The sequence below is a fragment of the Aeromonas sp. 600774 genome, from assembly GCF_049175075.1.
Taxonomy (GTDB): domain Bacteria; phylum Pseudomonadota; class Gammaproteobacteria; order Enterobacterales; family Aeromonadaceae; genus Aeromonas; species Aeromonas veronii_A.
In genome coordinates this window covers 389,246-411,716 of sequence record NZ_JAAKUJ010000001.1, presented here as the reverse complement: position 1 = coordinate 411,716, position 22,471 = coordinate 389,246, and the positions used below count along the sequence as shown (strand labels likewise).

The following is a 22,471-nucleotide window of genomic DNA, read 5'->3' as shown; positions in this document are numbered from 1 at the left end:
TAGGGCACTCAAAATGTAGCGTCAATGTAAAAATTAGAGCCAAAACTCCAAACAAAGTGATTTACGTTGACGTTCACGTAATGACATTCTCATCCATAACCCCGCCAACCCGCAGCCCCATTGCCTTTCGTCAAACCCCTTAATCTTTTCGCAATAAGTTCCCTGTTTCCCATAAACATTTATTTTTTATGTCTTTGACATTTACCTCGCTATCGTGGCAAAAATAATTTAACAGTCAGTAACATAGCGGTGTTGTTGACTGACCCTCCCCGCACAAGGATCGGGCAGGTTTCTTCAGAATTTAACCTATCAACCGTGATGGATTACTGGAGTCTGTTGACTAGGCTTTAAAAGCGCACAACACAAAAGCAGTCATCCACTTTTTTCAGGGTAAGCGACTATAACGAGGGCAAAGTTATGGGCATATTCGAGCATTACCAACAGCGATATGAAAAAGCGAGAGAAGAGGAATATACCATTCAGGAGTTCCTGGATATGTGTAAGCAGGACAAAGCCTGCTACGCCTCTGCCGCCGAACGTCTGCTGACCGCCATCGGTGAGCCAGAAATGGTAGACACCTCAGCCAACCCCAGACTGAGCCGACTCTTCTCCAACCGCGTCGTGGCACGCTATCCCGCCTTCAAGGATTTCTACGGGATGGAAGAGGCCATCGAACAGATCGTCTCCTACCTCAAACACTCCGCCCAGGGGCTGGAGGAGAAGAAACAGATCCTCTATCTGCTGGGCCCCGTTGGCGGCGGTAAATCCTCGCTGGCAGAGAAACTCAAATCCCTGATGCAGAAGGTGCCCATCTATCGCATCAAGGGCTCACCGGTCAACGATCACCCCTTCTGCCTGTTCGATATCGAAGAGGATGGTGAGATCCTGGAAAAAGAGTACGGCATCCCACGCCGCTACCTGCGTCCCATCATGTCCCCTTGGGTGGCCAAACGCCTGCACGAGTTTGGCGGCGACATCACCAAGTTCAAGGTGGAGAAGGTCAACCCCTCCATCCTCGACCAGATCGCCATCGCCAAAACGGAACCCGGTGATGACAACAACCAGGACATCTCCTCACTGGTCGGCAAGGTCGACATCCGCATGCTGGAGCACTTCGCCCAGGATGATGCCGATGCTTACTCCTACTCCGGTGCGCTGTGCAAGGCGAACCAGGGGATCATGGAGTTTGTCGAGATGTTCAAGGCGCCTATCAAGGTGCTGCACCCGCTGCTGACTGCAACACAGGAGGGGAACTACAACGGCACCGAGGGGCTCTCCGCCCTCCCCTTTGACGGCATTCTGCTGGCCCACTCCAACGAATCCGAATGGCAGCAGTTCCGCAACAACAAGAACAACGAGGCCTTCCTCGACCGGGTCTACATCGTCAAGGTGCCTTACTGCCTGCGCGTCTCGGAAGAGGTGAAGATCTACGAGAAGCTGCTGATCAACAGCGAGCTGACCGAGGCCAAGTGTGCCCCGGGTACCCTCGAGCTGCTGGGCCAGTTCTCTGTGTTGTCACGGCTGAAAGAGCCGGAAAACTCCAGCATCTACTCCAAGATGCGGGTCTATGATGGCGAAAGCCTGAAAGACACCGACCCCAAGGCGAAGAGCTATCAGGAGTATCGCGACTACGCCGGTGTAGACGAAGGTATGAATGGTCTCTCTACCCGCTTTGCGTTCAAGATCCTCTCCCGCGTCTTCAACTTCGACCACGCGGAAGTGGCCGCCAACCCGGTGCACCTCTTCTATGTGCTGGAGCAGCAGATCGAGCGCGAGCAGTTCCCGCAAGAGCTGCACGATCGCTACCTTGAGTTCATCAAGGGTTATCTGACCCCGCGCTATGTGGAGTTCATCGGCAAGGAGATCCAGACCGCCTATCTCGAGTCCTACTCCGAGTACGGGCAGAACATCTTCGATCGCTACGTCACCTACGCCGACTTCTGGATCCAGGATCAGGAGTACCGTGATCCCGAAACCGGCCAGCTGTTTGACAGAGCATCCCTCAACAGCGAGCTGGAGAAAATTGAAAAACCTGCCGGGATCAGCAACCCGAAAGATTTCCGTAACGAAATCGTCAACTTCGTGCTGCGTGCCCGGGCAAACAATGCAGGCCGTAACCCCAACTGGACCAGTTACGAGAAGCTGCGCACCGTGATCGAGAAGAAGATGTTCTCCAACACGGAAGAGCTGCTGCCGGTTATCTCCTTCAACAGCAAAACCTCGGCTGAGGAGCAGAAGAAGCACGATAACTTTGTCGAACGGATGATGGAGAAAGGCTACACCCGTAAACAGGTGCGACTGCTCTCCGAATGGTATCTCAGGGTACGCAAGTCATCCTGACCCTGACTGTTCAAGGGGGAGTTATGGCGCATTTTATCGACCGCAGGCTCAACGGCAAAAACAAAAGCGCTGTCAATCGGCAGCGCTTCATCCGCCGCTACAAGAAGCAGATAAAACAAGCGGTCTCGGATGCTGTCTCCAAGCGCAGCATTCAGGACGTAGACAAGGGTGAGAGCATCAGCATCCCGACCAAGGATATCGGCGAGCCCCATTTTCATCAGGGACACGGCGGTAAACGGGAGATGGTGCATCCCGGTAATGATCAATTCGTCTCCGGCGACAAGATTGACCGCCCCAAAGGAGGGGGCGGCGGACAGGGTTCCGGCGAGGGGCAGGCATCCAATCAGGGTGAAGGGGCCGATGACTTCGTGTTCCAGATCTCCAAGGATGAGTATCTCGATCTGCTGTTTGAAGATCTGGAGCTGCCCAGGCTGCAGAAAACCCAGCTCAACCAGCTAATGGAGGTGAAAACCTATCGGGCGGGCTACACCTCCAACGGGGTGCCCGCCAATATCAACGTGGTGCGTTCCCTGCAAAATTCACTGGCGCGGCGCATGGCGCTGCAAGCGGGCAAGAAGCGCCAACTGCATGAACTGGAAGATCGGCTGGCTCTGCTGGCCGCCGATCCCAACGAGCACTTTGCCGAAATCGCCCTGCTCGAGAAGGAGATTAGGGAGCTGAAACGACGGATCGATGCGGTGCCGTTTATTGACACCTTCGATCTCAAGTTCAACAACTTCGTCAAACGGCCCGTCCCTTCCAGTCAGGCAGTGATGTTCTGTCTGATGGACGTCTCGGGCTCCATGGATCAGGCCACCAAGGAGATGGCAAAACGTTTCTATATCCTGCTCTATCTGTTCCTGAGCCGGACCTACAAGAACGTCGAGGTGGTCTATATCCGCCACCACACCCAGGCCAAGGAGGTGGACGAACACGAGTTCTTCTACTCCCAGGAGACCGGCGGCACCATCGTCTCCAGCGCCCTCAAGATGATGAATGACATCATCAACGAGCGTTACCCCGCCAACCAGTGGAATATCTATGCGGCGCAGGCGTCGGATGGTGACAACTGGGCAGATGATTCACCGCAATGCAGGGAGATCCTGGTGCGGGACATCATGCCAAGGGTGCGGTACTACTCCTACATCGAGATCACTACCCGTGCCCACCAGACCCTGTGGCACGAATATGAGTCGGTAGCCAGCCAGTTCCCCCACTTTGCGATGGAGCACATTCGCAAGGTCGAGGATATCTATCCGGTGTTCCGCGAGCTGTTCAAGAAACAAGCGGCGTGAGGAGGTCACATGATCGAAACTGAAAAACGTGTAGCGCCACTGGATGACGGACCAGACTGGAACTTCGATCTGCTGGAGACCTATCACCAGGAGATCGCCCGGGTCGCCCGTTTCTACAAGCTGGACACCTACCCCAACCAGATCGAGGTGATCACCGCCGAGCAGATGATGGATGCCTACTCCAGCGTCGGCATGCCCATCGGCTATCAGCACTGGTCGTTCGGCAAGCGTTTTATCCATACCGAGCGCAATTACAAGCGCGGACAGATGGGACTGGCCTACGAGATCGTCATCAATTCCGATCCCTGCATTGCCTATCTGATGGAGGAGAACACCATGCCGATGCAGGCGCTGGTGATGGCCCACGCCTGCTACGGTCATAACTCCTTCTTCAAGAACAACTACCTGTTCAAGGCGTGGACCGATGCCTCTTCCATCATCGACTACCTGCTGTTTGCCAAAAAATACATCACCGAGTGTGAAGAGAAGCACGGCATCGAGGCGGTGGAGCAGTTGCTCGACTCCTGCCATGCCCTGATGAACTTCGGGGTCGATCGCTACAAGCGTCCCCAGAAGATCTCGATGGCGGAGGAGAAGCGGCGTCAGAAGGCGCGGGAAGATTATCTGCAGACTCAGGTCAACGAGCTATGGCGCACCCTGCCAAAGCAGCATAAAGCGGCAGGGGTGGAGGACAGACGATATCCTGCCGAGCCTCAGGAGAACATTCTCTACTTCATCGAGAAGAATGCCCCCTTGCTGGAGCCCTGGCAGCGAGAAGTGGTACGCATCGTGCGCAAGATCAGCCAGTATTTCTATCCACAAAAGCAGACTCAGGTGATGAACGAGGGGTGGGCCACCTTCTGGCACTACACCATCCTCAACCACCTCTATGACGAGGGCAAGCTGAGCGATCGCTTCATGATGGAGGTGCTGCACAGCCACACCAACGTGGTCTATCAACCGGCTTACAACAGTCGCTACTACTCGGGGATCAACCCTTATGCGCTGGGGTTTGCCATGTTTACCGACCTGCGCCGCATCTGCGAGAACCCAACCGAGGAGGATAGATACTGGTTCCCGGATTATGCCGGCAGCAACTGGGTGGAGACCCTTCATTTTGCCATGCAAAACTTCAAGGACGAGAGCTTCATCAGCCAGTTCTTAAGCCCCAAAGTGATGCGCGACATGAAGCTGTTCGCCATTGATGACGACGATCTGAAGAACTACATCAAGGTCTCCGCCATCCACAATGAGGAGGGGTACCGTCAGGTGCGCAACACCCTGTCAGCTCAATACAATCTCAGCAATCTGGAGCCCAATATTCAGGTCTACAACGTCGCCGTGAAGGGGGATCGATCCCTCACCCTGCGCTATGTGCCCCACAACCGCATCCCCCTTGGCGACTCACGCCATGAGGTGCTCAAACACCTCCATCAGCTGTGGGGGTTTGATGTAGTGCTGGAGCAGGATAACGGCGAGCTGCCGCCCGATATCATAGGTCGTTGCCCGGAGCGCAAACCGGGGATCTGACCCGTGACCCGATATCTCGACGGCCCACTTCGGTGGGCCGTTTTTTAATCGGTTGCTTCTGCCAGCATGAGCGCTGCCCAAGCCGTACAACCCGAACAAACCACAACATAGAAGGAGGCCCGCATGGTGTGCGGGCCTCTTTGCCTTGCGGTCACTCTGCAGCGATTATCAGTAGAAGGTCTGCTGCTCCGCGGCCATCGCCTTGAGGCGGGCACAGGGAGCAAACCGGTCGCCGTGGCGCTTCTGGTAATACTCCAGACGACCAACCAGATGATCGATCCCGAGTGTATCCATATAGCGGAACGGGCCGCCGAGGAACGGCGGGAAGCCGATGCCGAAGATGGCCCCGATATCGCCATCACGGGCCGAGGCCACCACACCGCTATCCAGCGCCATGGCGGCTTCGTTGAGCATCAGCAACACACAACGCTCGGCAATCTCCTGACGGGCCAGCTTGGCGGAAGGTTTGATGCCGAGCACGCCATAGACACTCTCGTCCACCGTCTTCTTGCCCTCTTTGCCGGTCAGCTTGTTGCGCGGTGCCGCCCTGCCATAGAGATAGAAGCCCTTGCCGTTCTTGCGCCCCTTGCGATCGTCTTGCAGCAGCTTGTCGAACGCCTTGGGTGCCTGGAACTGCTCGCCGCCCAGCTCTTTCTCGAGAATGGGGGAGATCTTGGCACCCACATCGATCCCCACCTCATCGAGCAAGGTGATGGGACCAACCGGGAAACCAAAGTCCAGCAGCGCGCTGTCCAACACCTCCACCGGCTCACCTTCCAGCACCAGTCGCGCCGCTTCATTCATGTAGGGCGCGAGGATGCGGTTGACGTAGAAACCGGCTTCGTCCTTCACCACGATGGGCGTTTTGCCCTGGGCACGGGCAAAGGCCAGGGTGGTGGCGACCGTCTCGGCACTGGTGCCAGCGTGGGGGATGATCTCCGCCAGCGGCATCTTGTCCACCGGGCTGAAGTAGTGCAGCCCCACGACCCGCTCCGGATGTGCCGCCTCTGCCGCAATCTGATTGATGGGCAGTGACGAGGTATTGGAGGCAAACACTGTATGCTCACCGCACTCACGCTCTACGTCTTTCACCATCTGGTGTTTGAGCGCGAGATCTTCAAACACCGCCTCCACCACCATGTCCACCCGGTGGAAACCGGAGTAGTCGAGGGTGCCGGTCAGCAGGCTCATCTGCTTTTCCAATTCGCTGCGCAGAATGTGACGGCGCTTGAGCTTCTTGGCCAGAATGTCATAGCTGTAGCGCATGGCATTGCCGATCCCGGAGCTTGCCACATCCTTGATCCGCACCGGCACGCCCGCCTTGGTAGCGGTGACGAACGCGATGCCGCCCCCCATCAGACCACCGCCCAGCACAGCAGCATGGGCCACTTTGCGCGGCTCGGCCCCCTGATAGTTGACCTCTTTCTTCATCTCGGTGGTGGCAAAGAAGATGGAACGCAGGGCGGCAGACTCAGCAGTCATCACCAGCTCGCCAAAGTGGCGGGATTCGGCAGCCAGACCGGCCTTCATCCCCTCCTCCACGCCGATGCGCACAACATCCAGGATCCGCTCCGGCGCCGGGTAGTTGCCGCGGGTCTTGGCTTTCACCCCCTTGCTGGCCTGATCGAACAGCACCTTGCGGCCCAGCTTGTTGGTCTCCAGCACCTTGCCCTGCAGATCCCGCTTCAACTGATGGCGCGGTTTACCCTTCTTGGCCAGCTTGATGGCAGCATCCAGCAAGATTGACGGCGGCACCACATCGTCCACCAGCCCCAATTTCTTGGCTTGTTTGGCACGAACCTGCTTGCCGGTCAGCATCAGATCCAGCGCCTTGGCCACCCCGATAAGGCGCGGCAGACGCTGGGTACCGCCAGAACCCGGCAATAAACCGAGCTGCACTTCCGGCAATCCCAGCACAGATTTGCCATGATCGGTCACCACCCGGCCATGACAGGCCAGCGCCAGCTCCAACCCGCCACCGAGGCAGGGACCATGAATGGCGGCGATCACCGGAATGGTCAGCCCCTCGATCTCGGCGAAGATTTCCTGCCCTTCCCGCGACAGGGTCTCGGCATCCTTGGCACTGGTGCAGGCGGCCAGCATGGTGATGTCAGCGCCGGCGATGAAGGAGTCTTTCTTGCCGGAGGTGATCACCAGACCGATCAAATCCTTGTTACGTTTCACTTCGGCCAGCACGGTGCGGATCTCCTCCACAAAGGCAGCCTTGAGGGTATTCATGCTCTCGCCCGGCACATCCATGGTGAGGATACCGATGCCATCTTTGCGAACATCCAGGGAAAAAGTCTTAGCGCTCATTATTCAACCTCCAACACCATAGCCACGCCCAATCCACCCGCCGCACAGGCGGTGTTGAGCCCCAGTCCCCCACCGCGACGACGCAGCTCGTGCAGGGTCTGGGTGATCATCCGCGCACCGGTCGCGGCAAAGGGGTGGCCATAGGCCAGCGAACCGCCGAGGACGTTGAACTTCTCCATGTCCACCTCGCCGATGGCCTGATCGCGACCCAGCTTGTCACGGGCAAACTCGTGGCTGGCAAACATCTTGAGGTTGGCCAGAGTCTGGGCGGCAAAGGCTTCGTGCATGTCGATCAGGGTCAGTTCGCTGAGCGTGATGCCGGCTCTGTCCAGCGCCAGCGGCGTGGCATAGGAGGGGCCCATCAGCATGTCTTGCCAGACATCGATGGCCGAGAAGGCGAAGCTGCGGATAAAGCCAAGCGGTTCGAGGCCAAGCTCTTTCGCCCGACCTTCGCGCATCAGCAACACGGCGGCGGCGCCATCGGTCAGCGGCGTGGCGTTGGCCGCAGTCACTGTGCCATGAACCCGGTCAAAAACCGGCTTGAGCTTGGCGTAGCTCGCGAGATCCGAGCTTTCACGGATATTGTTGTCCCGCTCGAGCGGCGACTTGTAGGGCGGCACATGGGCGGTAAACACCTCACCGCTGAGCTTGCCATCAGCCCAAGCCTGCGCGGCCAGGGTATGGGAGCGGTGCGCCAGCGCATCTTGCGCTTCACGGCTGATTTGGTGGCTCTTGGCCATCTGCTCGGCGGTCTGCCCCATGGAGAGGCCAGTAGAGTATTCCGCCACGGCAGGCGGCACCGGCAGCAGATCCTTGATCCTCAATGTCCGCAGAATATTGAAGCGCTGCTGCAGATTGCGCGCCTTGTTGAGATCCACCAGGGCGCGGGCCAGCTTCTTGCTCACTCCGATAGGCAGTACGGAGGAGGAGTCAGCACCGCCGGCGATGGCGATGTCTACGGTACCGGCCATGATGGATTCGGTGACGTTGGCCACCGCCTGAAAACTGGTGGCGCAAGCGCGGGAGACGCTATAGGCATCGGTATTGACGCTCATGCCGGTACCGAGCACGATCTCGCGGGCAATGTTGGGGGCTTCCGGCATCTGAACCACCTGACCAAACACCAGCTGGTCGATAAGCTTGGGATCGAGATCGGTACGGGCGAGCATCTCGCTCACCACCAGTTTGCCGAGATCGACTGCAGGCACGCCATGAAAGGCGGTAGCCTGCTTGGCAAAGGGGGTACGCAGCCCCGCCACGACGGCAATCCGTTCGCCCTGGCGAGTCGTCAGTTTCAATGGCTGTTTCATCCTGGCTCCTTGGTTTAAAAGGCAGAGGTCTGACCTCATTGCGCCACATCTTAACAATCCAATCACAAGTTTCATACAGCTGATTGAAACTAAATTAAGCACGGCAAGGCCCCTTTGCTCGCCCTTGGGGAGCAACTGGAGTATAAAAAGATCAACTTCCATAAAAACAACGGGTTTATCGCATGGCAGCGGCCGAGTTCAGAGCACTTAGGGACTATCTTGGCAGTCAGATCCTGGGGCAGGAGGAGCTAATAGAAGGGCTCCTGATTGCACTGTTATGTGAAGGACATGTGTTAATCGAAGGGGCTCCCGGGCTGGCCAAAACCCGCGCCGTCAAGGCGCTCGCTGGCGCCGTCGAAGGGCGCTTTGCCCGTATCCAGTTCACCCCCGACCTGCTTCCCGCGGATCTCACCGGCAGCGAGGTGTTTCACCCGCAGGATACCAGTTTTGTATTCCAGCCAGGCCCCCTCTTCAACCATCTGGTGCTGGCGGACGAGATCAACAGGGCGCCGGCCAAAGTGCAATCAGCGCTGCTGGAAGCCATGGCCGAACACCAGATCACCGTGGGCAAAAAGAGCTGGCGGCTGCCGCCCCTCTTTATGGTCGCCGCCACCCAGAACCCTATCGAGCAGGAGGGAACCTATCCCCTGCCGGAGGCCCAGCTCGACCGCTTTCTGCTCAAGCTGATGGTGGATTACCCGAGCTCCACCATGGAGCTCGCCATCTTGCAGCTCAACGCCAGCGGCGAACAGCTTGGCGCGGCACCAGTGACCCTGAGTCAGACCAGCTTGCTGCGTGCCCGCAGCGAAGTGCTGGCGGTGACCATGCAAAGCCGACTGGAGCACTATCTGGTGGAGCTGGTCTGCGCCACTCGCCCGGGCAGTGGTCTTTGCCCTGCCCTTGAGCCATTGATTGCCGTGGGGGCCAGCCCTCGGGCTACGCTGGGGCTGGCTCGCTCCGCCCGCGCCCGAGCCTGGCTTGCCGGACGAGATTATGTGCTGCCGGAAGATATCCAGCTGCAAGCCTATCCGGTGCTGCGCCATCGCCTTATTCCCAGCTATCAGGCACTGGCCGACAATCTGGATAACGACATCCTGATCGCCCAACTGCTGGATCAAGTGCCATGTCCCTAGCGCCGGACCTCCATCCCGATATCGCCCTGTCGCTGCCACGGCTGCTCAATATCCGGCTCTGGGCGAAAGCCAAGAAGCCACCTAACTTAGGCCGAAGCAATAGCGAACGCGGCAAACTTGGCCGCTCTCCCGGACTCACGTTTCGCGAGCTGCGCGCCTATCAGGCGGGTGACGAGGTACGCCATATCGACTGGCGAGTGACGGCGCGCCTCGGTCGTCCCTATACCCGCCTCTATAGCGAGGAGCTGGATCAGGCGCACTGGCTGCTGCTCGATCTCTCCCCCGCCATGTATTTCGGCTCCACACGGCAGCTCAAGGCGCGTCTGGGATGCGAGCTGGCAGCAGCCCTGATCTGGCAAGGGGAGAAGCAGCACAACACCCTGATCTGCCACGGGCTTATCCCAAATCACCAGAGCCAGCGCGGCAGCGTGCTGCCCCTGCTCGAATCCCTCTGCCATCACTACCAGCAAGGGCTGGCACGTCGGGTACTATCCCATTCACTGGCCGACACCTTGGCCAGCGTGAAGCTGCCCCATGGTGCCAAACTGACGCTGATCACCGACCACAGACCCTGTGAGTCAGCGCTCTGTCAGCAGTTGCAGCTGCTCTCCCGCCGCCACGATATCCACTATTGGCAGATCCGCGATCCCCTTGAGGCTGCCCTTCCCCCTGACGGCCAGCTGCCGGTGGCCATCGATCGGCCAGCCCAGCACTATCAGGGCTGGCTGGATGGGGGCCATGCCGGTTTCTCCCGCCGCTACCAGCAAGCTGCCGAACAGCAGCTGGCCCATGGCAAGCAGCTGTTGCTGCCGCTGGTGCAGCGCCTCTATCTGCTCGATAACAGCCAGACGCTGCAACAGCAGTGGCAGGAGGGGTTATGTCATCAGGGATGATCTCCCCCGCCGAACTCGGCAGCGCCAGTCCCGCCTCCGACGCCATCACTCCGCCGCTGGCCGCCCTGATGCGAGACATCCACCCGGGGCCGGATCTGATTGAACAGAGTCTTGACCCCAGAGTGCAGGCGCTATTGTGGCTATTGATCACAGCGTTAGTGCTGCTGCTGATCATCCTGATTGCCCGCAGGGTGATACGTTACCGCCGCTGGTGTCGTCAGCTGGAGGGAGATCCGGCGCTGCTGGTGGCACGCATACAGGAGGCCCTGCGTCATGAAGCACTGCAACGCTGGCCCGAGGCACGCCAGTTACAGGGAGAGGCTTGGCTCGCCTTCGTCGATCGTCACGGCGGCAGCGATTTCAGCCAGTTCTCGTCTCACTGGAGCAGTTGGCTCTATGGCAACCAGAACCCGAGCAGTGAGCAGAGCGAACAGCTTCGGCAACATTATCGCCGCTGGGGTAAGAGCCTCTTCTTGCAACGCTCCACCCGCCCAAGGCGTAAAGCCGCGCGGAGGCATTCATGATCCTGGCCTGGCCCTGGTTTGCGCTGGCACTGGTGCTGCCCTTGCTGGTGCGCTTCGGCTTGCCACCCTTGCGCCGCGGCTATCTGGCTCACCCCGGGTTTCCGCTGCTGCGTCCTCAGGCCGGATTGCCGCTCTGGCGCGCCATGCTGCTCTGGTGCGCCCTTATCCTCGCCCTCTGCCGCCCCCAGTGGTGGGGGGAACCGGTGATCCAATATGAGGGGAGTCGGGATCTGCTGCTGGCGGTGGATCTGTCAGACAGCATGCGTACCCCGGATATGCTCGACAACGGCGAGCAGCAAGCACGGCTGACGGCAGTGCGCCAGCAGATCAAGGCGCTGATCGCCAAACGGGCCGGTGACAGGGTGGGCATTATCGTCTTTGCCGATCACGCTTACCTGCTCTCTCCCCTCACCCAGGAGATCCCGGCGCTGCTGACCTTGAGCGACGAGCTCGATTTTGATCTGGTCGGCCGAACCACCGCCCTTGGCGAGGCGATCCAGCTGGCACGCCAGCATGGGGATCCTGGTCGCCCCACCGCCCTGCTGCTGGTCACTGATGGCCGCAATACCGCAGGCAATGCCGACCCGCTGCAGGAGGCCAAACTCGCCGCGGCACAGGGAATACGGATCTACACGCTGGGGGTCGGGGCCGATCCCGATACCTTTATCCAACCCTACGATGAGGCGGGCAGCGGTCAGGCCGATCCCAGCAGCGAACTGGACGAGCCGCTTCTGAAAGAGCTGGCACAGACAGGCCAGGGGCGTTACTTTCGGGCACGCACCCAAAGCGATCTCGATGCCATCAACGCGACCCTCAATGCCCTTGAACCTGCCCCAATGCCGATTGCCCAGTACCAGCCGGTGATCGAGCTCTACCCCTGGCCATTGGCACTGCTTTGTGGCTTGCTGCTTCTGCCATCAGGGCACGGCAGACTGGAGTTTCGCATGGTGCGCAACTGGCTGGCACGAGGCGCGCGCAGATGGAGCTGATCTTGCTCCGCCCCCTGTGGCTGATCGCACTCATCCCCTGGCTCTGGCAAGGGTGGCACCATCGTCGCCAGCCCCCGCTGCTCGCACCTGCTATGCAGGCTTATCTGCTGCCAGCATCTCGTCCTCAGCGCCCCTGGCTCTGGCTGGCAACCCTGCCCGTCATTTTAGCCCTGAGTGGTCCCGCACTGCGCGGCGAGCTGCAACAGCAGCCTGCGGCGCCGCTCGATATCTGGCTGCTGGACTTGTCACGCTCGATGACCGCCACCGACCTCAAACCGGATCGGGCGACCCGGGTCAGATGGCAGTTGCAGCAGCTGCTGAGCCGCGCAAAGGGAGAGCGCATTGCGCTGATCCTCTACGCGGGCGATGCCTACCTCGCCATGTCACCAACCCGTGATCATCAAGCCCTTTCGCTGCTACTGCCCGACTTGCGCCCCGATATCATGCCGCTGCAGGGCAGCAACCCGGCACGGGCGGTGGAACTTGCCATGAAGCAGATTGCTCCCGGTGAACAAGCACGTCTGCTGCTGATCACCGACGACCTCACCCAGAATCAGATGACCCAAATCGCTGCTCTGTGGCCCTGCCAGCAACGCCTTCTCTGCCGCGACACCCAGTCGGCACGCCTCGATATTCTGCTCGCCAGCAGCGGTCAACCGGCCCCCATGCCCGCCATTCCGGCCAGTGAGTTGGGGTTTGCCGCCCGCATGCCTGCACAGTTGCCCGCCCCCGATAGTCAGGCCATTGCCGCTCTGGCCAACCGTCTCGGCGGTGAGCTACAGTGGCTTGGCAGCGACGTCCCCCGCTTTGCCCCTCTCCCCACCACGACCTTGGCCCTCACCCCGGCACCACTGGATCTTGGCCCATGGTTGCTGATCCCATTGTTACCACTGGCCTTGCTGGCCAGAGTCGGCGCCCGGTTGATGATGGCGCTGATGGTAGGAGCTCAGCTGCTTTCGCCACAAGACCTGCAAGCGGCAGAGAGGGTAGACTTGCAAGCGATGCAGGCTTATCAAGAGGGGGATTTTCAGCGGGCTGCCCGCACCTTCAACGATCCAGTCTGGCGCGGCAACTCCTGGTATCGGGCCGGAGCCTATCGGCAAGCTATCTCAGCCTATCAGGAAGCAGCGAGTGCCACTGCCCACTACAACCGCGGCAATGCCCTGCTGCAACTGGGGGAGTTTGCCGCAGCCAAAGAGGCCTATCTGGCCGCTCTGGCGCTTGAACCCGGCCATGAAGATGCGCTCTATAACCTCTCTCTGTTACAGGGCACAGCGGCGGCTCCCAATACCAGCAACAGCAAGCAACCCGAACCATCGGCTGAACAGCAGGTGACGGCAATGCCCATGCCACCCTCCCCCCCGGTGTTGCTGCTGGAGCAACGACTGCGCAAAGAGGCGCTGCGCCGGGATCTGATCAAGGTGGAGGAGCCTTGGTGACGCGGGCAGGATGGGGACTGTTGCTCGCACTGGCGAGTCCACTTGGTTGGGCCCTGCCCCCCCGGGCAGAGCTGCTGCCAGGGGCTGACCCCAGCGATTGGCTGCTGATCATCGAAGCGGATGGCGAGCGCCAGAGCAACGAGCTGGAGATCTCCCCCCTACTGCGCCAATTTGCAGTGGGCAGAGTGACCATGAGCCGGGTCACCACCCCGGTACAACAACTGACTCGCTGGCAGATCCCGCTGCACCAGAGCGACTCACCCGCGAATACAAAGGTGATGATTGCCCCGCTCAAGCTGGGAAATGAGTTCACCCCCTCGCTCACCCTGCCATTGAGAGAGGTGAAAACAGCGGCGCTGCCGCAACCCGCAGCCCCCTCGCCCCCCGAGATGCAGGCCAGCCTTGATCATCAGGGCCCGCTCTATCCCGGCCAGCCGGTGATCTACCGCCTGACTCTTTGGCTGCCCACCAGTATGCAAAACCCGGCCCTGAGCGAGCTCAGCTCTGCCCACTTCACCATCCGTCGCCTCGGTAGCGACGAGTGGATCGCCCCCGCTCAGGCAGGTCTACCCGGCCGGCTCACCCGCAGCTGGCTTATTCAGGCAAAAGCGCCGGGACTCTGGTACCTCGACTCACCCCGCTTGCAGGGGCAGCTCACGCAGCAAGGGGGAAAAGCGCAACGACTCTCGGCCCGTGCGGCACCGCTAGAGGTGAGGGTCGACAAAGCCCCCGCCACGCCGGTGGCCACCCGGCTGACCCTGAGCCAGCGTCTTGAACCGGCCACCACGGGGGAAGTGGGTGAACCGCTGATCCGGATCCTCAGCCTGACCATGGAGAATGGTGACAGCGGTCAGATACAGCTTGCCCCCCTGATGGCCCATCAACTGCCAAGCGGCATACAGGCACATCCCGATGGCGAGCAACAGCAGGAGCGTTACCGCGATGGCAAGCTGCTGTTTGAGCGACAGTGGCGCCAGACTCTGGTCGCGGAGCAGAGCGGTGACTATCAGCTGCCCCCCATTGATCTGCCCTGGTTTAATACCCAAAGCGGCCGGATTGAGCAGGCCAGCCTGCCCGCCATCACGCTGACGTTTCAGGCAACAGCAAATCGGCAACCTGATGAGCAGACATCGCAGGTGGCACTGCGAGAGAGCCTTTGGTGGGTCGTGCTGGCCATAACACTGCGTGCGCTATGGCGCCGCAGCCCCCGCTGGCGAGCCTTCTATCAACTGCAACGTGCCCTTGCCCGACACCAGCCGGATGCCAGTCGCAAGGCACTGATCCTGTGGGCGACCTTACGCTGGCAGGTCCCCTATTATCAATTAGGCCAGTTGCCTGACGCTGGGCATAATCGGGTAGGCAACGCGCTCGCCGCACTCGAGCGAGCCTGTTTTGCACGGCCCTCTTCTGCCCCTCCCATCGAGTGGCGCGCTCTGGCGCGTACCCTCAGGGCTGATGAAACCGCCGGTATTGCGCACCTGATTTACCTGCTGGCGCACGGGAGTTAGCGCTCCCGCCGCCACGCCCCCTGACAAGGATTGCCCTATGGCACTGCTGTTTTTTAGAAAAAAACGTGCTCAGCAGCATATTGGTGGAAATGATCCGGCCACTTCGCCGGTCTCTGATCCCATGGCTGACAAACAAACCAAATTTGAAGCACTGGTTCATGCGCTGCACGGCGATCTATACCGGTATGCCTACTGGCTGACCCGGGATCCCAACGTAGCGGAAGATCTGGTGCAAGAGACCTTCCTGCGTGCCTGGAAGGCTATCGACACACTGCAGGATGACAAGGCGGCCAAGGGGTGGCTGATCACCATCCTCAGACGGGAGAACGCCCGCCGCTTTGAACGCAAACAGCTGGAACTGGTGGCTCTCGACGATCACCCTCAACCCCAGCACGATACGCTGCACAGTGAACAGGAGATGGAGAACGAGTGGTTGCACCGTCACATCGCCCGGTTGCCGGAGGAGTATCAGGAGCCACTGCTGCTGCAAGTCGTGGGAGGATTCAGTGGTGAGGAGATTGCCGAGATGCTCGGCCTCAACAAGAACACCGTCATGACCCGACTGTTTCGCGCCCGCAACCAGCTCAAGGAGGCGATGGAGCAGAAGAACCAAGCAAGAGGACACGGACATGGATGAACTCGAATTTCGCCGCAACGCCATGATCCAGCCCAACGATCAACAACCGGACTTTCTCAAAACCGCTGAAGCAAGCCAGGCCAATCGGAACTACCTCGACGAGATGAAGCAGTTCGACAGAAGCCTCAAGCGCGCCATGCAGGTAGAGGTTCCCGCCGGACTGGCCGAGCGGATCCTGCTCAGGCAAGCCATGCTGCAAGACAGTGACAGGCAAGATGATATGACGCCATCCCGCCCCCTTGGCACGGCACCAGTCAAGCTCCGGACATCAACATCCTGGCGCCAGATCGCCCTGGCTGCATCGGTCGCCTTCCTGCTGGGAATGAGCACCCGCTGGATCACGCTGCCAGAAACGGCTCCTGCGGCCCTCTCCCTCGCACAGGTGGCGATGGCTCATGTCTATGGCGAAGAACCCTTTATTGAAGGTGTCGATGAGCAGGTCAATCTGCATAACATAAATGCCAAGATGGAGAAGTATGGCGCCACCTTAAGCGGGATGGATGGGCTCAAGGTGACCTATGTCAATCACTGCTCGTTTTATCAGGGACCAGCCTTGCACATGGTGATCCAGGGAAAGATGGGGCCAGTCACTCTCTTTTTAGTGCCCAAACATGTTCCATTAACCCTGCAACAGGCCACCTTTGAAGATGGCACCCTCAAAGGGGAGATAGTCCAGCTCAAAGGCGCCAATATGGTACTGATTGGCGAAATGAAAGAGCCACTTGCCCCCGTTGCCAACGCCCTGCAGTCACGTCTGCAGTGGGACATTTAACATCGCTGGTTAACAACCTCAGATCCATCCTCAATAGCAGGCGGCGGTCACGAGCCGCTGCCTGTTCCCTCCCTGATTACTCCCCTTTGTCACTCATTTGCCTCAAGATTTCGAAAAATTGACAAAATTATTTTTGTGACGGAGATCAGCAATCCAGGTCAATATTCCGCCTTTAGACCCTGAAAATGATGAATTAAACAGCAAGTTAAAACAAATGATTAACACATCGATCACTTTTATGTATTCTGCTGTCACTGGTCTGATTTCTTACCTCCTACCAGATCCATAGAATCACGCCAGAATTGATTGGGAAGAAGCTGAAATAAAAACGGATTTTGTCGAGGTTTGCATTGAACGTGCAGCCAATATCGGCAAAAAAATCTGCCTACAAGAGAGAACACCATGACGACAACTATTTTCAAGAAGAGCCTGATTGCCGCCACCATCGCGCTGGCCACCGGTCAAGTCCATGCCGCGGCATTCCAGTTGAACGAGCACTCGGCCTCCGGTCTGGGTCGCGCCTATGCCGGCGAAGCGGCTATCGCCGACAACGCCTCCGTATTGTCCCGTAACCCTGCCGCCATGACCACCTTTGACAAGATGGCAGTTTCCGTCTCCGGTACCTACATCAAACCGGACGTAGATGTTAATGGCAGCGTTGGTACTCCCTTTGGGCCAATTCCCGCCAGCGAATCAGGCATTGCTCCGGCAGCCTTCGTTCCTGCTGCTTACTTTATCCAGCCGCTGAATGACCAGTGGGCCTGGGGTATCGGGCTCTTCTCCAACTACGGGCTGTCTACCGAGTACTCCAAAACCTTCCCTGCTGGTGCAGGTGCTGGTGATACTGAGCTGATGACTCTCAATATCAACCCGAACATCGCCTATCGCATCAATGAACACTTCAGCGTCGGTGCAGGTATTAATGCTGTTTACGGTGCAGCCGAACTGAACCGCTATGCCGGTCTGCTGGGTCCGTTGAACCCGCCGAGTCAAGGCGGTCCGCTGGCAACAGATACTCGTCTGGCTCACCTGAAAGGCGACACCTGGGGTTTTGGCTGGAACGTAGGTACTCTGTACGAAGTCAATGAAAACAATCGCTTTGCGTTGACTTATCGCTCACAAGTCGATATGAGCTTTGATGGTGACTTCCAGGGACTCACTTCAGGGAACCGCGTTGTTGATGGCAATCTGAAACTGGATCTGCCTGCTCAAGCAGAGTTTGCCGGTTATCACCGTTTGAATCAGCAATTCGCCGTACACTACTCCGTGAACTGGACTGACTGGAGCGCATTCCAGGAGCTGAAAGCAACCAGTAACCAATGCGCTGGCGGCGTATGTCTGCAAAAGGACGAAAAGTTTAAAGACTCTACTCGTTACTCTATCGGTGGTACCTGGTATATCAACCCGGCTTGGGAAGCACGTATTGGTTTTGCATATGATAACAGTCCTATCGAACCGGAATATCGTAGCCTGAGTATCCCGGACTCCGACCGTGTCTGGTATAGCGCTGGCGCCACCTACCATATCAACACCGATATGAGTGTTGATTTCGGCATGGCCTATCTGGATGGTAAAGAGGTTGATGTCAACGAGGGTCTGCGTAACCACTCAGACGCTCTGCGTTGGAAAGGTTCTTCCCACGGCAACGCCTTCCTCGCCTCAGCCCAGTTCAACATGAAGTTCTGATTACAGCTCACTCTAAAAGAGCGCCGACAGGCGCTCTTTTTTTATCCGAAAACCCATTTCAGCGCACACATGTAGCACACATGTGTTTATTTTTCCTTTTCAATCAATCTATTAGAGCACATCATCCCAGCATTTAATCTTGTTTTCTCCAGATAGATGCCATTGCCGTTGCCTTACTGGTCATACCATATAAAATCCTGTCTCCATTCATATGACCGATTGAACCTTCGGGTAACAGCAAGGATTTTGCCATGCATCCCATCATCAAACCGTCCGCCATCGCCCTGCTGGTGATCGCGGGTCAGACTCATGCCGCCGGGTTCCAGCTGGCTGAACAATCCGCCACAGGCCTTGGACGCGCCTTTGCCGGTGAGGCAGCCATCGCGGATAACGCCAGTGTGCTCTCCCGCAATGCAGCAGCCATGACCCGCTTCGATCAAATGGCGCTGTCTGGCGGTGTCATCTATGTCAGTCCTGACGTCAATATTGAAGGTAACACCCGCTTGCCGACCCAAGCTGGTATCGTCACCTCGGATGCGAGTGCGCACGATATCGCGGCCGCAGCCTGGGTACCCAACGCCTATTTGATCATCCCGCTCAATGAACAGTGGCGCCTCGGCTTATCGGCCACCTCTTACTACGGCCTTGGCATCAAGATGCCAGATAACTACAGCGCCGGGCACTTTGGTAATGTTTCCGATATCAAGACCATGGATCTGGGTACCTCACTTGCCTACCGCATCAATGAGATGTTGTCGGTAGGAGCCGGTATTTCAGCTATTCAGGGTGAGGGCGAAGTCGGCGGCACCTTCCCCTCGCGCAACCTGATAGCAAAGCATCTGCAAGGAGATGGCTGGGCATGGGGCTGGAATGTCGGCGCGTTGCTGGAACTATCCAAACAGACCCGGATTGGCCTCTCATACCGCCACGATGTCAACTTGACACTCTCGGGTGACGCCATCATTGGCCTGCCCAGCGGCAAAGAACTCAGAGACACAGGTTCTCTGGATCTTCCGCTACCGGCAACGGCAGAGCTTGCAGCATTTCATCAGCTGACTGAAAAACTGGCTATTCATGGCAGCCTGAACTGGACCAACTGGAGCAAATTTGTCCAGCTGGAAGCAGATCTGGATACACTGCCCAACATGCATATCAAGGATGAACACTGGGAAGATAGCTGGCGCTATGCGATCGGGATGACCTATCAACTCACTCCACAGTGGCAACTGCGATCAGGAGTAGCTTACGATGCGAGCCCTGTACCAGCAGATCGCCGTACCATCTCCATTCCGGATGCAGACCGAATTTGGTACAGCCTGGGGATGGGTTATCAATTCACCCCCAACCTGACCATGGATCTGGGGCTGACCCTGATCGATGGCAAGAAGGTTGATGTTACTGAAAAAATGGCTTTGCAACCTGGCAACCCGCAGAGTATTTCCACCTTCCAGGGGACATCCGAGGGAGATGCCTGGCTGGCTGGCGCCCAATTGAGTTATCTCTTCTAAATTCCTTCCCTGCAGAAAAACGCTATGCCAATTATTGCCTTACCGAACAGGGTCAAAACTGGCATAGTGTTCCGCAACACCATAAAATCAACCCAGTACCTTTACTGGAGCAAGGCATGTATTCCTACGTAGCAAGACAGCCGATCCTCGACAGAGATCTCAATACCCATGCCTATGAGCTGCTCTTTCGCGATAGTCTGAATAATGTCTTCCCGAGTATCTCCTCCCAGCAGGCGACGTCACGCCTGGTGGTTGAACAGTTTCTGCAACAAAATATCGATCAGCTGTTGGGGGGCCGCCCCTGCTTTATCAATTTTCCCCACTCACTGCTGCTGGAGGGATTGGCAGAGTGCCTGCCGCCCGAAAAAGTGGTGATTGAGATCCTGGAAGATTCTCCACCGGATGATGCCCTGCTGGAAAAGGTGAAACAGCTGCACAAGCTGGGTTATCAGCTGGCCCTCGATGACTTCACCATGTCGCCGGATTGGGAGCGCTTCCTCCCCTTTATTCACATCATTAAGTTTGATCTTCGCGCTACCCCCCTGCTGCAGATCAAGGTGTTTATCCAACGTCATCAAACGCTGGGGCTCACCTATCTGGCGGAAAAAGTAGAGGACAAGGCTGAGTTCGAACGGGTCAAACAGCTGGGGATCCAGCTGTTCCAAGGCTTTTTCTTCAGTCGACCCGAGATGGTCAAGCAAGCTACCATGGAGCCGGCTCAGGTCGTAGTGATGCAGTTGCTCAACGTGGTCAACGAGGCAGAGCCTGATATCAACAAGATTGAGCAACTACTCGGTCAGGATATCTCTTTATCACTCAAGCTGCTGCGCTACGTTAACCATCTCAAAGGTCACACCAACCCTATTTCGTCATTTCGCCAGGCTGCCATCTATCTGGGCAACACCCAGCTAAAGCGCTTTGTCTCGCTGGTGGCGGCGACCAGCGCTGGCAAAGGCAAGAGCGCCGAGCTTTACCAGATGTCGATGATCCGTGCCCGCTTCTGTGAGCTGCTGGCTCATGCCCATGCCCCGAGCCAGCAGGCACAACAGGCATTTATTACCGGCCTCTTTTCCCTGCTGGACGTGCTGATGGAGCAGCCGATGGACAAGCTGCTCGGCACTATTCCCCTTATCGACGATATTCGGCTGGCGCTACTGGAACGCAAAGGCAATCTCGGTTTCTACCTCGCGTTTTGTGAAGATTACGAAAATGCCAACTGGTCAAGAGTCACGGCCAGAACCGCAAAGTTAGGGCTCAACGAGGATAAGGTGAGTCACCTCTATCTGGCCGCCACCACCTGGGTCAACGAACAGCTGCTGGCGATGGAAGCCACCAATTAATTCGTCTCGTCATTCACCTCGACAGCGATAGCGGTCGCCTCACCACCACCGATACAGAGGGCGGCCACTCCCCGCCGTAAACCCCGTTGCTGCAGCGCGGCAATGAGCGTCACCAGAATGCGCGCGCCACTCGCCCCCAGGGGATGACCGAGGGCACAAGCCCCCCCATGCACATTGACCTTGTGATGAGGAATACCGACCCCGTTCATGGCCAGCATGGTGACCATGGCAAAAGCCTCGTTGATCTCGAACAGATCGACCTCTTCCACCGACCATGCCAAACGCGCCAGCAGCCGTGAAATGGCGCCAATGGGCGCGGAGGTAAATTCTGCGGGCAATGCCGCGTGGCTCTGATAAGCGACAATCCGTGCCAGCACTGGTACCTGCCAGGCTTTAGCCGTGGCACCATCCATCAATATCAGCGCCGCCGCGCCGTCCGAGATGGAGCTCGAATTAGCCGCCGTGATGGTGCCCTCCTTGCCAAACGCTGGCTTCAGGGTCGGGATCTTCTCCGGTCTGCCCTTGCCCGGTTGTTCGTCCTCGGCCAGCAACAGACGATCACCGCGATAGACACTTGTCAATTCGGACACAAACGCACCTGATTGCTGTGCGTTGCGCGCACGCTGCAGCGATGCCAGGGCGAACTCATCCATAGCACGGCGAGTCAAACCGGCCTGATCGGCACTGCGCTGGGCATGTATCCCCATCAACTGGCCATCATAGGCATCTTGCAAACCATCGAGGAAGAGGTGATCCAGCACCTGTTGATGCCCCATCCGAAAGCCACTGCGCGCATTATCCAGTAGATAGGGAGCACGACTCATGCTCTCCATCCCTCCCGCCACCACCACTCTGTTGTCGCCAAGACGGATGGTATCAGCCGCCATCATCACTGCTTTCATGCCAGAGCCGCACACCTTGTTGATCGTGGTAGCGGGCACTCCATGTGGCAGCCCTGCTTTCAACAATGCCTGCCTGGCGGGCGCCTGCCCCACGCCCGCCGCCAGCACATTGCCCATAAACACTTCATTAACAAGCTCCTTACGAAGCCCACTTTGCTGTAGTGCAGCCTCAATGGCACAGGCTCCCAACTCAGGCGCAGTCACCTCTGCCAATGCCCCCTGAAACGCCCCCATCGGAGTCCGTTTTGCCGCCACAATTGCAATATCCATTTGCCTACCTCTGTTTGTTACATGGCCATAACATAGGGGTTCTGACGCGATGGAACAAGAGTTGCAGTGCAGTTTACGT

Annotated in this window: 17 protein-coding genes; 14 read left to right on the top strand and 3 right to left on the bottom strand. The window is 58.0% G+C overall.

All coding sequences use genetic code 11. From position 1 onward, the window contains the following. The first annotated feature begins 417 nt into the window (after window positions 1–417). Genes G5171_RS01700 through G5171_RS01690 form a run of 3 tightly spaced genes read left to right on the top strand, consistent with a single transcriptional unit; the run spans window position 418 to window position 5,165 of the window. Window positions 418–2,340, top strand: a complete 1,923-nt coding sequence (locus G5171_RS01700) for a PrkA family serine protein kinase (RefSeq protein WP_005345315.1) — start codon at window positions 418–420, stop codon at window positions 2,338–2,340. A gap of 23 nt (window positions 2,341–2,363) precedes the next feature. Beyond that, a complete protein-coding gene (locus tag G5171_RS01695; RefSeq protein ID WP_064337906.1) occupies window positions 2,364–3,635 on the top strand; it encodes a YeaH/YhbH family protein in 1,272 nt (423 codons plus the stop codon). Between the two features lie 9 nt (window positions 3,636–3,644). Then, the gene (locus G5171_RS01690) at window positions 3,645–5,165 is read left to right on the top strand and encodes a SpoVR family protein (protein ID WP_421259734.1); all 1,521 of its coding nucleotides are present in this window, start codon (window positions 3,645–3,647) and stop codon (window positions 5,163–5,165) included. A gap of 168 nt (window positions 5,166–5,333) precedes the next feature. Here the strand turns inward: G5171_RS01690 and fadJ are convergent, their stop codons facing one another. Both fadJ and fadI read right to left on the bottom strand, forming a co-directional pair. Next, window positions 5,334–7,481 carry a fatty acid oxidation complex subunit alpha FadJ gene (fadJ, locus tag G5171_RS01685; RefSeq protein WP_421259733.1) on the bottom strand — a complete coding sequence of 716 codons (2,148 nt, stop codon included), beginning with the start codon at window positions 7,479–7,481 and terminating at the stop codon, window positions 5,334–5,336. After that, window positions 7,481–8,791 carry an acetyl-CoA C-acyltransferase FadI gene (gene fadI, locus G5171_RS01680; protein WP_337072199.1) on the bottom strand — a complete coding sequence of 437 codons (1,311 nt, stop codon included), beginning with the start codon at window positions 8,789–8,791 and terminating at the stop codon, window positions 7,481–7,483. The genes fadJ and fadI overlap by 1 nt, the downstream gene beginning before the upstream one ends. 182 nt (window positions 8,792–8,973) lie before the next feature. On the opposite strand from fadI, the gene G5171_RS01675 reads away from it, so the two are divergent. The 11 genes from G5171_RS01675 (at window position 8,974) to G5171_RS01625 (ending at window position 21,220) form a co-directional block, all read left to right on the top strand. After that, window positions 8,974–9,924: an AAA family ATPase gene (locus tag G5171_RS01675; RefSeq protein ID WP_421259732.1), complete on the top strand. Its 951-nt coding sequence runs from the start codon at window positions 8,974–8,976 to the stop codon at window positions 9,922–9,924. Continuing rightward, window positions 9,915–10,817: a DUF58 domain-containing protein gene (locus tag G5171_RS01670; protein WP_236768098.1), complete on the top strand. Its 903-nt coding sequence runs from the start codon at window positions 9,915–9,917 to the stop codon at window positions 10,815–10,817. The genes G5171_RS01675 and G5171_RS01670 overlap by 10 nt, the downstream gene beginning before the upstream one ends. Beyond that, window positions 10,802–11,341, top strand: coding sequence for a DUF4381 domain-containing protein (locus G5171_RS01665; RefSeq protein ID WP_236768099.1), 540 nt, complete (start codon window positions 10,802–10,804; stop codon window positions 11,339–11,341). Before G5171_RS01670 ends, G5171_RS01665 begins: the two co-directional genes overlap by 16 nt. Then, window positions 11,338–12,330, top strand: a complete 993-nt coding sequence (locus tag G5171_RS01660; protein WP_236768100.1) for a VWA domain-containing protein — start codon at window positions 11,338–11,340, stop codon at window positions 12,328–12,330. The genes G5171_RS01665 and G5171_RS01660 overlap by 4 nt, the downstream gene beginning before the upstream one ends. Further along, window positions 12,321–13,769, top strand: a complete 1,449-nt coding sequence (locus tag G5171_RS01655; protein ID WP_421259731.1) for a VWA domain-containing protein — start codon at window positions 12,321–12,323, stop codon at window positions 13,767–13,769. Before G5171_RS01660 ends, G5171_RS01655 begins: the two co-directional genes overlap by 10 nt. Window positions 13,770–13,789: 20 nt before the next feature. After that, window positions 13,790–15,277: a hypothetical protein gene (locus tag G5171_RS01650; RefSeq protein ID WP_421259806.1), complete on the top strand. Its 1,488-nt coding sequence runs from the start codon at window positions 13,790–13,792 to the stop codon at window positions 15,275–15,277. Between the two features lie 37 nt (window positions 15,278–15,314). Continuing rightward, window positions 15,315–15,914 carry a sigma-70 family RNA polymerase sigma factor gene (locus G5171_RS01645; RefSeq protein WP_216978736.1) on the top strand — a complete coding sequence of 200 codons (600 nt, stop codon included), beginning with the start codon at window positions 15,315–15,317 and terminating at the stop codon, window positions 15,912–15,914. Then, window positions 15,907–16,686, top strand: a complete 780-nt coding sequence (locus G5171_RS01640) for a DUF3379 domain-containing protein (RefSeq protein ID WP_182963791.1) — start codon at window positions 15,907–15,909, stop codon at window positions 16,684–16,686. Before G5171_RS01645 ends, G5171_RS01640 begins: the two co-directional genes overlap by 8 nt. Before the next feature lie 402 nt (window positions 16,687–17,088). Further along, window positions 17,089–18,372 (top strand): outer membrane protein transport protein, encoded by a 1,284-nt coding sequence (locus G5171_RS01635; protein ID WP_216978735.1) that lies wholly within the window; start codon window positions 17,089–17,091, stop codon window positions 18,370–18,372. A gap of 251 nt (window positions 18,373–18,623) precedes the next feature. Next, window positions 18,624–19,880: an OmpP1/FadL family transporter gene (locus G5171_RS01630; RefSeq protein WP_337072196.1), complete on the top strand. Its 1,257-nt coding sequence runs from the start codon at window positions 18,624–18,626 to the stop codon at window positions 19,878–19,880. 116 nt (window positions 19,881–19,996) lie between these two features. After that, window positions 19,997–21,220: an EAL and HDOD domain-containing protein gene (locus tag G5171_RS01625; protein ID WP_005345291.1), complete on the top strand. Its 1,224-nt coding sequence runs from the start codon at window positions 19,997–19,999 to the stop codon at window positions 21,218–21,220. Here G5171_RS01625 and G5171_RS01620 read toward each other — a convergent pair. Further along, window positions 21,217–22,392, bottom strand: a complete 1,176-nt coding sequence (locus G5171_RS01620; protein WP_421250178.1) for a thiolase family protein — start codon at window positions 22,390–22,392, stop codon at window positions 21,217–21,219. The genes G5171_RS01625 and G5171_RS01620 overlap by 4 nt on opposite strands. Window positions 22,393–22,471: the final 79 nt, after the last annotated feature.

What these genes read in the sequence shown, in the direction of transcription:
- G5171_RS01700 (WP_005345315.1), top strand. Translation starts at nt 418, where the DNA reads ATGGGCATATTCGAGCATTACCAACAGCGATATGAAAAAGCGAGAGAA.
- G5171_RS01695 (WP_064337906.1), top strand. Translation starts at nt 2,364, where the DNA reads ATGGCGCATTTTATCGACCGCAGGCTCAACGGCAAAAACAAAAGCGCT.
- G5171_RS01690 (WP_421259734.1), top strand. Translation starts at nt 3,645, where the DNA reads ATGATCGAAACTGAAAAACGTGTAGCGCCACTGGATGACGGACCAGAC.
- fadJ (WP_421259733.1), bottom strand. Translation starts at nt 7,481, where the DNA reads ATGAGCGCTAAGACTTTTTCCCTGGATGTTCGCAAAGATGGCATCGGT.
- fadI (WP_337072199.1), bottom strand. Translation starts at nt 8,791, where the DNA reads ATGAAACAGCCATTGAAACTGACGACTCGCCAGGGCGAACGGATTGCC.
- G5171_RS01675 (WP_421259732.1), top strand. Translation starts at nt 8,974, where the DNA reads ATGGCAGCGGCCGAGTTCAGAGCACTTAGGGACTATCTTGGCAGTCAG.
- G5171_RS01670 (WP_236768098.1), top strand. Translation starts at nt 9,915, where the DNA reads ATGTCCCTAGCGCCGGACCTCCATCCCGATATCGCCCTGTCGCTGCCA.
- G5171_RS01665 (WP_236768099.1), top strand. Translation starts at nt 10,802, where the DNA reads ATGTCATCAGGGATGATCTCCCCCGCCGAACTCGGCAGCGCCAGTCCC.
- G5171_RS01660 (WP_236768100.1), top strand. Translation starts at nt 11,338, where the DNA reads ATGATCCTGGCCTGGCCCTGGTTTGCGCTGGCACTGGTGCTGCCCTTG.
- G5171_RS01655 (WP_421259731.1), top strand. Translation starts at nt 12,321, where the DNA reads ATGGAGCTGATCTTGCTCCGCCCCCTGTGGCTGATCGCACTCATCCCC.
- G5171_RS01645 (WP_216978736.1), top strand. Translation starts at nt 15,315, where the DNA reads ATGGCACTGCTGTTTTTTAGAAAAAAACGTGCTCAGCAGCATATTGGT.
- G5171_RS01640 (WP_182963791.1), top strand. Translation starts at nt 15,907, where the DNA reads ATGGATGAACTCGAATTTCGCCGCAACGCCATGATCCAGCCCAACGAT.
- G5171_RS01635 (WP_216978735.1), top strand. Translation starts at nt 17,089, where the DNA reads ATGACGACAACTATTTTCAAGAAGAGCCTGATTGCCGCCACCATCGCG.
- G5171_RS01630 (WP_337072196.1), top strand. Translation starts at nt 18,624, where the DNA reads ATGCATCCCATCATCAAACCGTCCGCCATCGCCCTGCTGGTGATCGCG.
- G5171_RS01625 (WP_005345291.1), top strand. Translation starts at nt 19,997, where the DNA reads ATGTATTCCTACGTAGCAAGACAGCCGATCCTCGACAGAGATCTCAAT.
- G5171_RS01620 (WP_421250178.1), bottom strand. Translation starts at nt 22,392, where the DNA reads ATGGATATTGCAATTGTGGCGGCAAAACGGACTCCGATGGGGGCGTTT.